At 65.2% G+C, this 14,051-nt stretch carries 15 protein-coding genes, 1 other RNA gene and 1 riboswitch; of the genes, 13 read left to right on the forward strand and 3 right to left on the reverse strand.

Annotated features, from left to right (window positions below; genetic code table 11):
- The first annotated feature begins 117 nt into the window (after positions 1 to 117).
- From ftsE to HMI57_RS01675, 7 genes are all read left to right on the forward strand, one after another.
- The gene (gene ftsE, locus HMI57_RS01645) at positions 118 to 822 is read left to right on the forward strand and encodes a cell division ATP-binding protein FtsE (RefSeq protein ID WP_171584147.1); all 705 of its coding nucleotides are present in this window, start codon (positions 118 to 120) and stop codon (positions 820 to 822) included.
- Positions 819 to 1,733 carry a permease-like cell division protein FtsX gene (gene ftsX, locus HMI57_RS01650; RefSeq protein WP_171584148.1) on the forward strand — a complete coding sequence of 305 codons (915 nt, stop codon included), beginning with the start codon at positions 819 to 821 and terminating at the stop codon, positions 1,731 to 1,733. Before ftsE ends, ftsX begins: the two co-directional genes overlap by 4 nt.
- A gap of 28 nt (positions 1,734 to 1,761) precedes the next feature.
- Positions 1,762 to 3,273: a M23 family metallopeptidase gene (locus HMI57_RS01655; RefSeq protein WP_171584149.1), complete on the forward strand. Its 1,512-nt coding sequence runs from the start codon at positions 1,762 to 1,764 to the stop codon at positions 3,271 to 3,273.
- Between the two features lie 84 nt (positions 3,274 to 3,357).
- Positions 3,358 to 3,831: an SsrA-binding protein SmpB gene (smpB, locus tag HMI57_RS01660; RefSeq protein WP_171584150.1), complete on the forward strand. Its 474-nt coding sequence runs from the start codon at positions 3,358 to 3,360 to the stop codon at positions 3,829 to 3,831.
- A 3-nt stretch (positions 3,832 to 3,834) separates the two neighbouring features.
- Positions 3,835 to 4,206: a hypothetical protein gene (locus HMI57_RS01665; protein ID WP_171584151.1), complete on the forward strand. Its 372-nt coding sequence runs from the start codon at positions 3,835 to 3,837 to the stop codon at positions 4,204 to 4,206.
- An 89-nt stretch (positions 4,207 to 4,295) separates the two neighbouring features.
- Positions 4,296 to 4,666: a transfer-messenger RNA gene (gene ssrA / locus HMI57_RS01670) on the forward strand.
- 136 nt (positions 4,667 to 4,802) lie between these two features.
- Positions 4,803 to 5,027 (forward strand): hypothetical protein, encoded by a 225-nt coding sequence (locus tag HMI57_RS01675; protein ID WP_171584152.1) that lies wholly within the window; start codon positions 4,803 to 4,805, stop codon positions 5,025 to 5,027.
- A gap of 3 nt (positions 5,028 to 5,030) precedes the next feature.
- Here HMI57_RS01675 and HMI57_RS01680 read toward each other — a convergent pair whose 3' ends face one another.
- Entirely contained in the window at positions 5,031 to 6,179 is a 1,149-nt protein-coding gene (locus HMI57_RS01680) for an ROK family protein (protein WP_171584153.1), read from the reverse strand.
- Positions 6,180 to 6,267: 88 nt separating this feature from the next.
- On the opposite strand from HMI57_RS01680, the gene HMI57_RS01685 reads away from it, so the two are divergent.
- Genes HMI57_RS01685 through HMI57_RS01695 form a run of 3 tightly spaced genes read left to right on the forward strand, consistent with a single transcriptional unit; the run spans position 6,268 to position 10,643 of the window.
- Positions 6,268 to 8,406 carry an alpha-galactosidase gene (locus HMI57_RS01685; protein WP_171584154.1) on the forward strand — a complete coding sequence of 713 codons (2,139 nt, stop codon included), beginning with the start codon at positions 6,268 to 6,270 and terminating at the stop codon, positions 8,404 to 8,406.
- Between the two features lie 13 nt (positions 8,407 to 8,419).
- On the forward strand, positions 8,420 to 10,129 hold the full coding sequence (locus tag HMI57_RS01690; protein ID WP_171584155.1) for an alpha-glucosidase: 1,710 nt from the start codon (positions 8,420 to 8,422) through the stop codon (positions 10,127 to 10,129).
- Positions 10,130 to 10,151: 22 nt separating this feature from the next.
- On the forward strand, positions 10,152 to 10,643 hold the full coding sequence (locus HMI57_RS01695) for a YdeI/OmpD-associated family protein (RefSeq protein ID WP_171584156.1): 492 nt from the start codon (positions 10,152 to 10,154) through the stop codon (positions 10,641 to 10,643).
- Here the strand turns inward: HMI57_RS01695 and HMI57_RS01700 are convergent.
- Complete coding sequence (locus HMI57_RS01700) at positions 10,640 to 11,740, reverse strand: glutamate--cysteine ligase (RefSeq protein ID WP_171584157.1); 1,101 nt, start codon at positions 11,738 to 11,740, stop codon at positions 10,640 to 10,642. The genes HMI57_RS01695 and HMI57_RS01700 overlap by 4 nt on opposite strands.
- Before the next feature lie 86 nt (positions 11,741 to 11,826).
- Positions 11,827 to 11,898: riboswitch (Fluoride riboswitch) on the forward strand.
- A 22-nt stretch (positions 11,899 to 11,920) separates the two neighbouring features.
- Here HMI57_RS01700 and HMI57_RS01705 point away from each other — a divergent pair.
- From HMI57_RS01705 to HMI57_RS01715, 3 genes are read left to right on the forward strand one after another with little or no spacing between them, the layout of a single operon-like run.
- Entirely contained in the window at positions 11,921 to 12,412 is a 492-nt protein-coding gene (locus HMI57_RS01705; protein WP_171584158.1) for a universal stress protein, read from the forward strand.
- Complete coding sequence (crcB, locus tag HMI57_RS01710; protein WP_171584159.1) at positions 12,412 to 12,909, forward strand: fluoride efflux transporter CrcB; 498 nt, start codon at positions 12,412 to 12,414, stop codon at positions 12,907 to 12,909. The genes HMI57_RS01705 and crcB overlap by 1 nt, the downstream gene beginning before the upstream one ends.
- Positions 12,906 to 13,292, forward strand: coding sequence for a CrcB family protein (locus HMI57_RS01715; protein WP_171584160.1), 387 nt, complete (start codon positions 12,906 to 12,908; stop codon positions 13,290 to 13,292). The genes crcB and HMI57_RS01715 overlap by 4 nt, the downstream gene beginning before the upstream one ends.
- 18 nt (positions 13,293 to 13,310) lie before the next feature.
- On the opposite strand, the gene HMI57_RS01720 is transcribed toward HMI57_RS01715, so the two are convergent.
- Entirely contained in the window at positions 13,311 to 14,048 is a 738-nt protein-coding gene (locus HMI57_RS01720; protein ID WP_171584161.1) for a metal-dependent transcriptional regulator, read from the reverse strand.
- Between the last annotated feature and the right edge of the window lie 3 nt (positions 14,049 to 14,051).

A 14,051-nucleotide genomic window follows, 5' to 3' on the forward strand; every position in this document is an offset into this window, starting at 1 on the left:
CACACCGTGTGGTTGAGCAGTCAACGCACACCGGCGTCGCTATAGTCTAGAAGCCGGTACTTCTTCCCCCCAGCAAATGCCCGTGCACTGGCAGCTTCCTATGGGCGCAAAGTAGTCATGATTAGATTTGACACTGTCACCAAGGTCTACGACAACAATTCACGGCCAGCTCTCGACGCTGTCAGCCTCGAAGTGGACCGTGGGGAGTTCGTTTTTCTGGTCGGCGCCTCGGGCTCCGGCAAGTCCACGTTCATCCGCCTGGTGCTCAAGGAGGACCGGGTATCGCGGGGTGCCGTATACGTCGCCGGTCAGAACGTCGCCAACATTCCCAGCTGGCGCGTCCCCAAGCTGCGCCGCGGGATCGGGGTCGTGTTCCAGGACTTCCGGCTGCTGCCCAACAAGACAGTTTTCGCCAATGTCGCGTTCGCCATGCAGGTGATCGGAAAGAGCCGTGCCGTCATCCGAGAGACAGTGCCTGACGTTTTGCAGACCGTGGGACTGGAAGGCAAGAACAACAGGATGCCCCACGAGCTCTCCGGTGGCGAACAGCAACGCGTCGCGATTGCCCGGGCCATCGTGAACCGGCCGGGCATCCTCCTGGCCGATGAGCCCACGGGTAACCTCGACCCCACGACATCCATGGGCATTATGAAGGTGTTGGGCAAGATCAACTCCAACGGCACCACCGTGGTGATGGCCACCCACGACGACGACATTGTGAATACGATGCGCAAGCGCGTGGTCGAGCTCCGCAACGGGTCGGTAGTGCGCGACGACGCCCAGGGCATCTATATCGGCGAGACCGGGGTGTCAGCGCAATGAGGTTCGCCTTCGTCCTCGGCGAGCTGGGATCCGGACTGCGCCGGAACCTTGCCATGGTCGTGTCGATAATCCTCGTCACCTTTATCTCCCTGACCTTCGTGGGAGCGGCAGGCCTCCTGCAACTGCAGATCAACCAGATGAAGGGCTACTGGTACGACCGCGTTCAGGTTGCCGTGTTCCTCTGCGTGGATAACTCCACCTCTCCGAGCTGCGCCGCCGGCCCGGTCACCGATGACCAGCGTGAGGACATCAAAGCGACCCTCGAATCGGCCTCTTTTAGCGAGTACGTCTCGACAGTCGAATACGAATCGCAGCAAGAGGCCCTCGGCCATTTCCAGGATCAGTTTGCCAATTCACCGATCGTGGATTCGGTCACCGCGGATCAGCTGCCCGAATCTTTCAGGGTCAATCTGGTGGACCCCGAGAAGTATGAGGTCATCAACGAAGCCTTTTCCTCGACGCCCGGCGTTGATGTGGTCAGCGACCAAAGGGAATTGCTGGAACGGCTTTTCACCTACATGAATGTAGCGTCGGCAATCGCCTTGACCATAGCCGGCGTAATGCTGCTCTGTGCTGTGTTGCTGGTGGCAACTACTATTCGGCTTTCGGCGTTTAGCCGACGCCGCGAGACCGGAATCATGCGGCTGGTGGGTGCCAGCAAGGCAGTCATCCAGCTTCCGTTTGTCCTGGAGGGGGTGATTGCGGCGGTGATTGGTGGGCTGTTGGCCACTGTTACCCTGTGGGCCGTCGCCCACTTCGCCCTCAATGGCGTGCTCGCTGAAATGTATCCGGAAACCGCATTTATTTCCTCGTCGGAGGTGCTTCTCTTGGCCCCACTTCTCATTTTGTTGGGTGGAGTTCTTGCCGGAGTGTCATCACTTCTTACTCTCAGACGCTATTTGAGGGTTTAGAGTGATGTCCAGGAAAGAAAGAGAGCCTATGCCTGCCCTAAAATCCTGGTCGTTCAAACCGGCCAAACAATCAGTCGCGACCAAGGCCGCTGCCGGTACCTCCGTCGCGGTGATTGTGGCGTTGGCACTGGGCTTCAGCGCACCCGTCTTCGCTGATGAACTGGATAACCGGCAGAGCGCACTAGAGCAGGAAATCGAGGATGTCCAGCAGTCAATCGAGTACCTCGATGCCGACATCACGAAGACCATTGCGCAGCTCCGGGTGTACCAGGGTCAGTTACCCGCCGCGCAGCAGGCTCTCGCGGATGCCCAGGGGCGCGTCGAATCGGCCACCGGCCAGGTCGCCGCTCTGACCCAGCGGGTCGATCTTGCGCAGGAACGAAAGAACAAGATCAACGAGCAGATCGACCTCGATCGTGAGGCGATGGGCGAAACCCGGGAGATGATCGGGCAGATCGCCACCCAGGCCTACAAGAACGGGGGAGTGCCCTCGAACCTCTCCCTGTTGTTTGGTGCTGAAGGTTCGGAGAGCCTCACCGACTCAATCGACATGGTCGACCAGGCGCTGCGCAGCCAGAACGCCGCCATGGACCAGCTTTCCCAACAGAACGCGACCAACGTCAATTCGGAGGCACGTCTGATCGCTATCGAGGCAGAGATCCTCGACCTCAAGACGCAGGCGGAGGAGGCACTCGCCGCCGAACAGGTAGCCCGCGACGAGGCAGCGACGCAGAAAAGTAAAGTCGACACCCTGGTGGCCGACACCTCTGAACTGTCCGAGGAACTCCAAGAACAGAAGCCGGTGATCGAGGCGCAGCTGGCCGAGGTGGAATCCGCCCACCAGAAGGTCACCGCTGACATCGCTGCGCGGCAGGCGCGGCTGATCGAGGAAGCACGCAAGCGCGAGGAAGCCCGGCTCCGTGCCGAGGCCGAGGAGCGGGCCCGGATCGAAACCGAACGCCGTGCCCAGGCCGCGGCTGACAAGGCCGCGGCAGAGAACGCGGCAGCAGCCGCGGCCGCCGCCGCGGCACGCCAGCCGGCACCGGCACCCGTGGAGCCAGCCGCAGTAGTTCCCGCGACGGTCGGCCCGATCGGTCCCGTCCAGTCCGGTAATCCCTCGGCCTTCGGGCTGCGGGCACCGGTCAACGGTCCCATTTCTTCCGGCTTCGGTTGGCGCGCGACGCCGGTAGGCACGATCGACTTCGACGGCTCCGGCGGTTACACCCACACCGGGATCGACTACGGCGTGGGGTGCGGCACACCGCTGTACGCTGCGGCGGCTGGCGAGATCTGGTATGCCGACTCCAACGCAATCACCGGGGCAGGTAACCGCATCGTCATCAACCATGGCGTCCTGCAGGGGAACGCCCTCGCGACCAACTACTACCACCTGTCCAGCTTCAACGTGTCGGTGGGGCAGAAGGTCAGTGCCGGCCAATTGATTGGCCGCACCGGTACCACCGGTAACTCCAACGGCTGCCACCTGCACTTCGAAACGCAGCTCAACGGCAGCCTCGTCGACCCGCTGGGCCTGCTGTAGGGACCGACACACTAGACTGGAGGGACTGTTCGTCGCCCCCGGTGGTATGCCGTGGAGCCGCCCACCTGCAAAAGGAGTTGTACCGTGCCCAAGGAAAGTGGCCGAAAAGTAGTGGCCACCAATCGGAAGGCCCGGCATGACTATGAGGTGCTGGACACCTATGAGGCTGGCCTTGCCCTGATGGGCACCGAGGTGAAGTCCCTCCGCGCCGGACGCGCCTCCCTGATGGACGGGTTCGCGATCTTCTACAACGATGAACTCTGGCTCGAGGGCATCCACATCCCCGAGTACACGCAGGGCAGCTGGACCAATCATGCCGCCCGACGTCGTCGCAAGCTGCTGCTGCACCGTGACGAGCTCACCCGCATCTCACAGCGGATCCGCGAGAGCGGGTTCACCCTGGTGCCGCTGCAGCTGTACTTCCTGAACGGCCGAGCGAAGGTGGAAATCGCCGTCGCCCGCGGTAAGCGGGACTACGACAAGCGACAGACCCTGCGGGAGAAGCAGGACAACCGCGAGGCACTGCGGGATATGCGTGAAAAAAACCGGGGCACCTGAGGGATGAGCGATGTTTTCTGGGATGCCCAGGAACCTGTCGAGGATCCCGACGAGTCCGAGCTGCGGTACCGCAGACCCTGGTGGGTCACCGTCGTCGCCCTGATCGACCTGTTGCTCCTGCTCGCGATCGTCCCGGTAGGGATCTTTGCGCTGATCCCCTTCTTCTTCCTGATCTACCTGTACCTGGCGCAGCTGATCATCTGGGTCGCCCCGCTGCTCATCGTGATGAACGTGGTGGTGTTCTGGTGGAGCTTCAAGCGCAAGCAGGCGGCGACCACCGCGCTGGCCGCCGTCGGGCTCGCGTTCGTGGTGGTGTCTTTCGTGGTGGTGTCACTGTGGCAGTCCCCGATCGTCATCTTCGGGATCACCCTCTAGCCGTCCGCCGGGAATACATCCCCCGTAACGGTGCGTTACACTTGGATATCCGGGGTAACCGGACTGCACCACAGTTGATAACTACACACGGGGATGACAGGTTTCGACGATGTTAGTCGCGACAGGGGAAGCGGGCCGAGGATTTACAAGGTTATCTCGTAAACGCTCCTTGTAAAAATATAAGTGCCGAACAAAAACGCACTGACTTCGCTCTCGCTGCCTAAGCAGTAAGACCAAGTCCGTCAGCCCGGGAATGCTCTCGTCCCGGATCCTGGCGTCATTTAGAGGGCCACTGCTCCTGAAACTCGTTACAGGTTTCAGGGGGACACTTATGTAACTGAGCTTGGCAGCAGTCTGTTTGCAGAACTGCTGGAGCTGAGAAAAACCGACGCAAACTGCGCCCGGAGAAGCCCTGACTACACTGCATCGGACGCGGGTTCAATTCCCGCCATCTCCACACCCCGGCTCCGTCTGGAGCTACAGACAAAACGTCCTTACCCTTTGGGGGAGGGACGTTTTGTCGTTAAGACGCAGGACCCGCAGCGGCAACGCGTCTGTGGCGTCAACACCCGGCTGCCAGCCGTAGACTGACCTGTATGAACTGGACGGATGATCCGCCACCGTGGCTTCCTCCGCTGCCGCCGCCCAATCGTGGCCGCGCACTGGTCACCACAGGCTTGATCCTGGTGATCGGGACCTTCATTTTCATTTTCTACATGAGCTTCATCGGTGGCACCCATACCCTGTTCACCCTGATCCCGCTGGCTCTCGGACTGACCTTCCTCATCATCGGGATGGTCAGGCGCAACGAAGGCCGTTGACCGTCAGGTGAGGGCTCCCACGATCGACTGCTGAATCACGACGGCGGCCGCTCCGCGCGCCCACTGGCCGAAGTCCGCCGGTTCCCGGACCAGCTGGATGGGGTGTGCCTCGGGGTCGCGGTACGCACTGAGTGCGGCGTCAATCGGTTCGGCTGCCACTGCGGCCAGATCCATTCCCTCCCCCGAGAGGATCACTGTCTGCACCATGGTGAGGTTGGCGATCGCCGCGATGAGGGTGCCGAGGGCCGTTCCGGCGCTGGTGATGACCGACAGCGCCTCCGGGTGGTTGTCGCGGGCCTGCTGGAGCACCTCGGCGTATGAAGGGGCAATACCCGGGGACGGTGCCAGCTGCTCCGTGATGCCCGGCATGGTGAGCATCGCCGTTGAACACCCCCGGTGGCCTACTGAGCACAGGGGGCCTGAGGAACTCAGGGGGTAGTGGCCGACGAGGCCCAGTCCCGCATCCGGTGGGGCAATAACCCGGTCGTTGATCACCAGTCCATAGCCCACCCCGGCACCGATGGTCAGGACGGCGAAGTTGGGAATCCCGCGTCCCGCGCCAAACCATTGTTGGGCGACGGTGAGCGCGACGACGTCGTTCGCCAGTACCACCGGTATCCCGAGGCGTTCCTGGACCAACCGGGCCAATGGCACCTCCCGCCAGCCCAGGAAGGGGGCCCGCTGCACCACCCCGGAGGCTTCACCGGATCCCACCTTGCCCCCAAGGCTGATCCCGATGCCGCTGAAGCCCGCGCCAGCGGACAGGTCACCGATCAACGCGCAGATGACGTCGACGACGTCGTCCACCGCGTGGCTGCCCAGCGGGCGTGCCGAGGACGCGGTGGGACGGCACCGCAGATCGGTTGCGACTCCGCTGGCGGTATCACCCGTGAGTTTGATCCCGACAAACCGGTGGGCCTCCGGGCGGATGTCAAGCGGCCGGGTGGGGCGGCCCACCTGCCCCGCCTGCACATCGATGCCCTCCTGCAGGATGCCAGCTTCCAGCAGCGGCCTGCTCAACCGGGTCAGGCTCGCTGCGGACAGGCCCAGGGTGCGGGCCAGCTCCGACCGTGAGATCGGTCCGCGGACCAGCACCTCGCGGGCGACAATGCGGGCGGGGCTGTCCGCAGGCAGCGGCAACACTTCCTTCACGCCCGTACCCCCGACCTCACTGGTTTTCGATGGCTTCGGGAACTAATCTACCTTGACCCCCCAATTACTTTTACGATAAAAATAACCAATGGATTCCTCGACTGTCTTCCACCTCACCAACGGTGGCACCAGTGTCATCATTGACGCCTCATCCGCCGGTCTCCCCGCGATCCTGTACTGGGGTGAGGACTTAGGAGAGCAGGGGAGCCTTGAGGACTTCGCCACCGCCTCCCGGCCGCAGCGGGTCTCGGGCGGTCTCGACACCCCGGCCCAGCTCACCCTCGTGCCGCAGGAGTCGTTCGGCTGGCAGGGGACCCCCGGCCTCACCGGCACCCGCGAAGGCCTGGCGTTGTTCCCCCGGCTCACCACTACCGACATGTCCTCGACGGGGAGCGAGCTGCGGTTCACCGCGGCGGATCCCGGCGCCGGACTTCGCCTCAATGCCATCATCAGTGTCACCGGGGCGGGGCTGCTCCGGCAGCGGCTCCACCTGACGAACGAAGGCCCGACCCCCTGCGAGATCGGATCGCTGCTGGCCGTGTTCCCGGTGCCGTCGTCGGCAGTGGAAATTCTCGACACCACCGGCCGCCACCTCCGCGAACGCAGCCCCCAGCGGCACACCCTCACCACCGGCACCTATCGGCGGGAGAGCCGCCGGGGCCGCCCCGGGCTCGACGCGACCCTCCTGCTGGCTGCGGGCGAGACGGCCTTCGGCTTCGAATCCGGCCAGGTGCACGCCGTGCACTGCGCGTGGAGCGGGAACCATCAGCTGCTGGTGGAAAAGACTCCCACGGGGGCCGCGTTCATCGCCGCCGGAGAGTTGCTCCTGCCACGGGAGATAGTGCTCGAACCCGGCGAAACCTATGCCGCTCCGGACGCCCTCGCCTCCTGGGCGAACGGACTCAACCAGCTGGCGCAGCGGTTCCATCAGGAGCAGCGGACCCGGCCCTCCCACCCACACCGTGCACGGCCGGTCACGCTGAACACCTGGGAAGCCGTCTATTTCGATCACGACCTCTCCCGGCTCACCCGGCTTGCGGACCAGGCTGCCAGGGTGGGTATCGAGCGGTTTGTGCTCGATGACGGCTGGTTCCGGGGGCGGCGCGATGACACGGCCGGCCTGGGGGACTGGTTTGTCGACGACGGCGTCTGGCCCGACGGGCTCGACCCGCTGATCGACCACGTGCGCTCACTCGGCATGGAGTTTGGGCTGTGGTTCGAACCCGAGATGATCAACCCGGACTCCGACCTCGCCCGCGAGCACCCGGACTGGATTCTGCAGGCTGCGGGGCGGCTGCCGCCGTCGGCCCGCCAACAGCAGGTGCTCAACCTCGCCATTCCCGAGGCCTGGGACTACATCCTGGAGCGGATGGACGCGATCCTGGCTGCCCACGATATTGCCTACATCAAGTGGGACCACAACCGGGACCTGATGGAGGCGGCCACCGCCGGATCGGGTGGTGCAGCAGTCCACCGCAACGTGCTGGCACTGTATCGGTTGCTTGACGAGCTTAAACGGCGGCACCCCGCGCTGGAGATCGAAAGTTGCGCCTCGGGCGGCGGCCGGGTGGACCTCGGGATCCTCGCCCGCACCGACCGGATCTGGACGAGTGACTGCATCGACCCGCTGGAGCGGTTGGTGATCCAGAAATACACCGGGCTACTGGTCGCGCCGGAACTCATGGGGATGCACATCGGTGGTCCGGTGTCCCACTCCACCCACCGGGCCCACTCACTGCCGTTCAGGGCGGCCACCGCGGTATTCGGGCACTACGGCGTGGAGTGGGATATTGCCGACCTGGACGAACAGGACACCGCCGAGCTGGCATCGTGGATTGCCCTGCACCAGCGGTGGCGGGGACTGCTCCACACCGGTCAGGTGGTCCACGCCGACCTCCCGGACCCGGCGATGGACCTGCGCGGGATTGTCGGCCAGGACCGCACCGCTGCATTGTTTGCCTACACCCTCACCGGATCCAGTGCCTCCTACCCACCCGGACGGATCCGGTTCCCGGGCCTTGACCCCACCGCGAGGTATACGGTGGCGCCGGCCGGGGGCGCACTGGAGCATCCCGACGCCGGCCAGTCACGCCTGGACTGGGTCGAGGCCGCGCTGGGCGGAACACCCCTGGTCCTCTCGGGCAGGCTCCTGGGTTCGAGTGGGGTCCAGGCACCGGTGCTGTTTCCCGAACAGTCGGTCCTGATCGAGGTCCGGCAGGTCCCGTGAGAGGATCGACCCCATGAACACCGACCCAGTACAGGACCAGCCCGCCTGGTGGACCCACGCCGTCGTCTATCAGGTGTATCCACGCAGCTTCGCTGATTCCAACAACGACGGCGTCGGCGACCTGGGCGGGATCATCGGCAAGCTTGATTATCTGGCTGAACTCGGGGTGGACGTGCTCTGGCTGTCTCCCATCTACCAGTCGCCCCAGCACGACAACGGCTACGACATCAGCGACTACCGCAGCATCGACCCCACGTTCGGCACCCTCGAGCAGTTCAGCGAGCTGCTGGACGGGGCGCATCAGCGGGGCATGAAACTGGTGATGGATCTGGTGGTCAACCACACCTCCCATGAACACGAGTGGTTCAGGGAGGCGTCCTCCTCGGTCGACTCGCCCAAGCGGGACTGGTACTGGTGGCGCGATCCGCGGGACGGTTTTGCCGCGGGGGAGCCGGGTGCCGAACCGACCAACTGGGGGTCGGCCTTCAGCGGACCGGCCTGGACGCTCGATCAGGCCTCCGGACAGTACTACCTGCACCTGTTCGCGCCCCAGCAGCCGGATCTCAACTGGGAAAACGCCGGCGTCCGGTCCGCCGTGTACGAGATGATGAACTGGTGGCTTGACCTGGGCGTCGACGGTTTCCGGATGGACGTCATCAACTACATCTCCAAGGACCCCTCCCTGCCCGACGGCGTGGTGCCCGCCGGTGGGCTCCGGGGCGACGGAGGTCCACATTTCATCTCCGGGCCGCGGATCCACGACTACCTCCAGGAGATGCACCGCGAAGTGTTTAGCGGCAGGACCGCCGACCTGATCACGGTGGGCGAGATGCCCGGTGCCACCCTCGACGAGGCGCGGCTCTTCACCGATCCGGCCCGCAAGGAACTGGACATGATCTTCCAGTTCGAGCACGTGGGACTCGACTACGGGCCAGGCGGGAAATGGGATTACCGCGGGCTGGACCTCCGGGACCTGAAAACGTCCTGGAACCGCTGGCAGAAGGGTTTGGCTGACACCGGCTGGAACAGCCTCTACCTGAACAACCATGACCAGCCGCGGCTGGTGTCCCGGTTCGGCGACGACTCCCGCTACCGGTACGAATCGGCCACCCTGTGGGCTACGTTGCTCCACCTCCAGCGGGGGACCCCCTACATCTACCAGGGGGAGGAACTGGGGATGACCAACGTCCCGTTCACTTCGATCGAGGACTTCCAGGACCTCGAATCCATCAACTACTACAACGAAGCCACCACCGCGCTGGGACGTGACCCTGAAGAGGTGCTGGCAAAAATCCGCATCATGAGTCGGGACAACGCCCGCACCCCAATGCAGTGGACGGCCGGCCCGCAGGCGGGATTCACCACCGGTGAACCATGGCTGGCTCTCAACCCGAACTACCCGACCATCAACGCCGACTCCGATCGATCAGGCGACCAGTCCATTTACCGGTTCTACCAAAAGCTCATCAGGCTGCGCCACGACAGCGCTGTCGTCCGGCTCGGAACCAACACGCTGATCGAGGAATCCCACCGCACCCTGTACGCCTTCACCCGCACCCACGACGGCGAGACGCTGACAGTGCTCGGCAACGTGTCGGGGGAGGAGCTCACGCTGCCACCGGAGCTCGGCCAGGGCGAATGGGTGCTGGGAAACTACCCGGCCCGGGAGGCGCTGCGCCTCCAACCCTGGGAAGCACGCGTGTTGCGGACGACCGTTCGGTAGACGGGTTCGCTAAGCTTCTGAAATGGCCCAATACCGAGATCCCGGCCCCATCGAGTTCGACGCGGTTATCCAGCGCTCTGCTGTCATCGGTTCGGCAGCGTACGTCGAGTTCCCGCACAGCGTGCCGGAAACCTTCGGCGCAAGCGGCCGCGTGCCGGTGATGGCGGCGTTCGACGGCGTCGGCTACCGCGGCTCGCTGGTCACCTACGGCGACGCGCACCTGTTGCTGGTGCGTTCCGATGTGCAGGAAGAAATCGGGAAAGCCGCCGGCGACACGGTGCGGGTGTCCCTCACTCTCGACACCAGTGAACGGGTAGTGGCCCTGGCCGACGACGTATCGGCGGCCCTCGTCGCGGGCGGCGAAGTGGATGCGTTCAGGGCACTGTCCTACTCCCGCCAGCGCGAGTACGCCCTGTGGATCGCGGCGGCCAAACGGCCAGCGACCAGGGAGGCGCGCATCCAACGGACGGTACAGCGCCTTGCGGAGGGCAAGGCCAACCAGAAGCCGGGTTAGCGTTCGGCGGTGAGGGTTTCGCTGTACAGGGCCAGCAGCGCAGCCATTCCGCCGCTCTCCATCGCCCTGCGCTGCCGTTCAGCGCCCGTTCCGCGCTCCCAGACCGTCGCCAGGCCAGCGGCGATCCAGTCGGCGTCGCCCTCCTTGTCGACGGCGTCAGAGGTGTAGCCCAGCAACCGGTCCATCTGCTCACGTGCAGGAATGAGATCGCCCGTGGTGAGGTCCACCAGGTCTCCGGCAAGCCCGTGGCGGGCGGCCTGCCACATGGCCGCATCGAGCAACTCCGGGTCCGGATCCAGGAACGGCAGTCCAGCCTCCGCTTCCCGGATGGCCGTGGATACCAGCCCCCGGACCAGGGCCGCCTGCAACACCGAATCCTGTGCCTCCAGCTGGGCGTCGCCGGCCCGCACCTCGAGGGTGGGATACGTGTCGGAGAGCCGCGCCATCCAGGTCAGCACGCCGCGGTCGATGATGACGCCGGTGGCCACCAGGCGTTCAATCCGTCGTTCGTAATCGGCGGCATCGGCGAACACCGGGGGGCAGCCCTGCACCGGCCACCGGCGGTAGTGCACCACCCGCCAGCTGGCGAAGCCGCTGTCCCGGTCCAGCCAGAACGGAGAATTGGTGCTCAGAGCGGTGATGACCGGGAGCCAGGGCCGGATCCGGTTCAGTGCCTGCACCCCGGTTTCCTTGTCCGGGATGCCCACGTGCACATGCAGGCCGTTTACGAACTGGTCAGCGACAATCCCGCGGGCGCTCGCGCGGAGCTCGTGGTAGCGCTGCTTGTCGGTCAGCGTGGGGTATGCGGATTCGATCCGCGGGGCTGTCGCCGACCCGCTGGCGCGCACCCCGGCCTTCCGGGCCGCCGCGGAGATCCGCCGCCGGAAATGCAGCAAGGATTCCTCGGCCTCGGTGAGGGTGGCGCAGACCGGCGTCGCGGTTTCCAGCTGGCAGCTCAGGAGCTCGCGCTGGATGTCGTCGGCCTCGATCGTCGACGACTGCTCCAGTAACGCCTGCACCTCGTTGGCCTTATAGACGGGCAATCCCGACGTCGGGTCCAGCAGGAGGTACTCTTCTTCAATCCCCAGCGTTGTCATGTAGTGATCATTGCATTTGTTGGCCGGTCGATAATACTGTGACGCGCTGCGGCCCCCGGGGATCCGGTGGACCAATCCGATATAGTCGAGGCAACGGCGATGGATCCCGCCTGGGCACTGCCCGAACCGCCACCAGGGCTGATGGTTCCTGCCTTGACACTCACAAGAGGCAGGTGCACCGTGTCCACAGAGAATTCCGTTCGAGGCCCCCTCCTGGTCGGGGTGATGCCGGGGCAGGACCGGGCGGTTCTTGACACCGCCATCACCCTGGCGCAGGCCCTGCACACCACTATCGCCTTCGTCTACGTCGATCCCGCCGGGTTCCGGGTGCAGGAGCCCGACGGCGGGGAGCGCTTCGCCTCGATTGACCCCGACGTCGAGGACGACGACTCCCGGTCGGCTCACCTCAAATCCCTGATCAGCGCCGGGCTCGCCGACTCCGGGATTGGGTGGAGCTACCGGCTGGTCCGCGGCGAGGCCGCGGATGAGCTTGCCCAGGCGGCTAAGGCGGCCAGGGCATTCATGATCGTTGTGGGAGCGCGGCGGCAGACCGTGGCACGCCGCATGGAGAATCTCCTCACCGGGTCGGTGGCCGCCCACCTCGCGCATCATCAGCCGACGCCCGTCCTGGTGGTGCCCGCTGCCTCCTCCCGGGCGCGGGGCGGGCGCTGATGGCATCGCATCCAACCGTTTCCAGTGCGACGACGCCGACGCCGGCCGAGCGGCGTCCCCACTGGCGGCCGGGCCTCATTCTCCTCGTCTTCGTCGGAGGAATGGCGGGAACCCTGTGCAGGTACTGGCTGGAGGGGGTCGTCCCCAGGCCGTTGGGACTCCCGGTGCCCACCCTGGCCATCAACCTTCTCGGGGCCTTCCTGCTGGGCCTGTTGCTGGAAGCGCTCCTGCGTGCTGGACCGGACCAAGGGAAACTCCGGTCCGCCCGACTGCTCCTCGGCACCGGGCTGCTCGGCGGTTTCACCACCTACAGCACGTTCGCGGTCGAGGCGGTCGCTTTGGGGATCGACGGCGATGCCGGGTGGGCGGCCCTGTATGTAGTCATCAGCCTGATCGGCGGGGTCCTGTTGAGCTTTGCGGGGATCGCCCTGGCGTCAGCCCTGCACCGGCGCGGCGCGGGCCGGCCGCGCTCCGGCGAGGGCGGAGTTACCCGATGAGTGTGCTTCTGGTACTGCTGGTGGGTGCGGCTGGAGGGTTGGGGGCGGTGACCCGATTCATGCTCGACGGCGTGGTGAGGTCACGGTTCCGGACAGCCATCCCGTGGGGGACCGTGGCGATCAACGTGGTCGGTTCGGGGCTGCTCGGGCTCCTGGCCGGGCTGGGCCTGGCGGGCGGCATCCCGCCCGCTACCGAGGTGATTGCCGGCGTCGGATTCCTGGGCGGGTTCACCACGTTCAGCACCGCCAGCGTGGAAACCGTGAGGCTGCTGCAGAGCGGACGGGTGGGTCGTGGCCTGATTAATGCGGTGGGTACCGCCGCCCTGGCGCTTCTCGCCGCCGGGGCCGGGGTCGCCGTCGGAACCCTCCTCGCCGCTGCCTGACGCACTGTCCCTGGGCTACTACCGGGCGGGTTCTGGAAGCCTGCAGCCGGTGTGGGTTCCGTCCGTCTCGATCCAGAGGGCCTGGGTCAGCTCCTCGCCGAAGTCGTAGGTCCTCGCGTCGGCTGTCCCACCCACGGCAACCACCAGGGGGCCACCGAAGGGTTTACGCTCCACCACGCGGACCGGTGTGTCCAGGTCGATGGATTCCGAGGCGAGGAACCGCAGCAGGTCTGGGTTCGCGTCGCTGATCCGCGTGATCCGTCCGGGGTGGCCGTCGTCGAGATCCTGTAGCAGGTGAGCGGCAGGCAGGGTGATTCTTCCGTCAGCGGTGGGAATGGGATCCCCATGCGGGTCACGGGTGGGATGGGAGAGTTTCCGGTCCAGCCGTTCGATGAAGGTGTCGGAGACCGTGTGCTCGAGCAGCTCGGCCTCGTCATGTACCTCGTCCCAGCTGTAGCCCAGCTCGCTGACCAAAAAGGTTTCCAGGAGCCGGTGCCGGCGCACCATCGCCAGGGCCAGCTGCCGCCCGTCACCCGTCAGCTCCACCGCGCCGTAGGGCTCGTGGTGGGCAAGGCCCAGATCCCTGAGCTTGCGCACCATCTCCGAGACGGAGGAGTTGGCCACCGACAATCGGGCGGCCAGCTGTGAGGCGGTGACTGGGCGATTGTGCCATTCAGTGAACGAGTAGATGACCTTTACATAGTCCTGCACGCTGGAGGACCCGGCGCTCAGGGTGGCGGCGGTGCGTTTGGCCATGGG

It is taken from the genome of Arthrobacter sp. 260, from assembly GCF_013116745.1.
GTDB lineage: Bacteria > Actinomycetota > Actinomycetes > Actinomycetales > Micrococcaceae > Arthrobacter_D.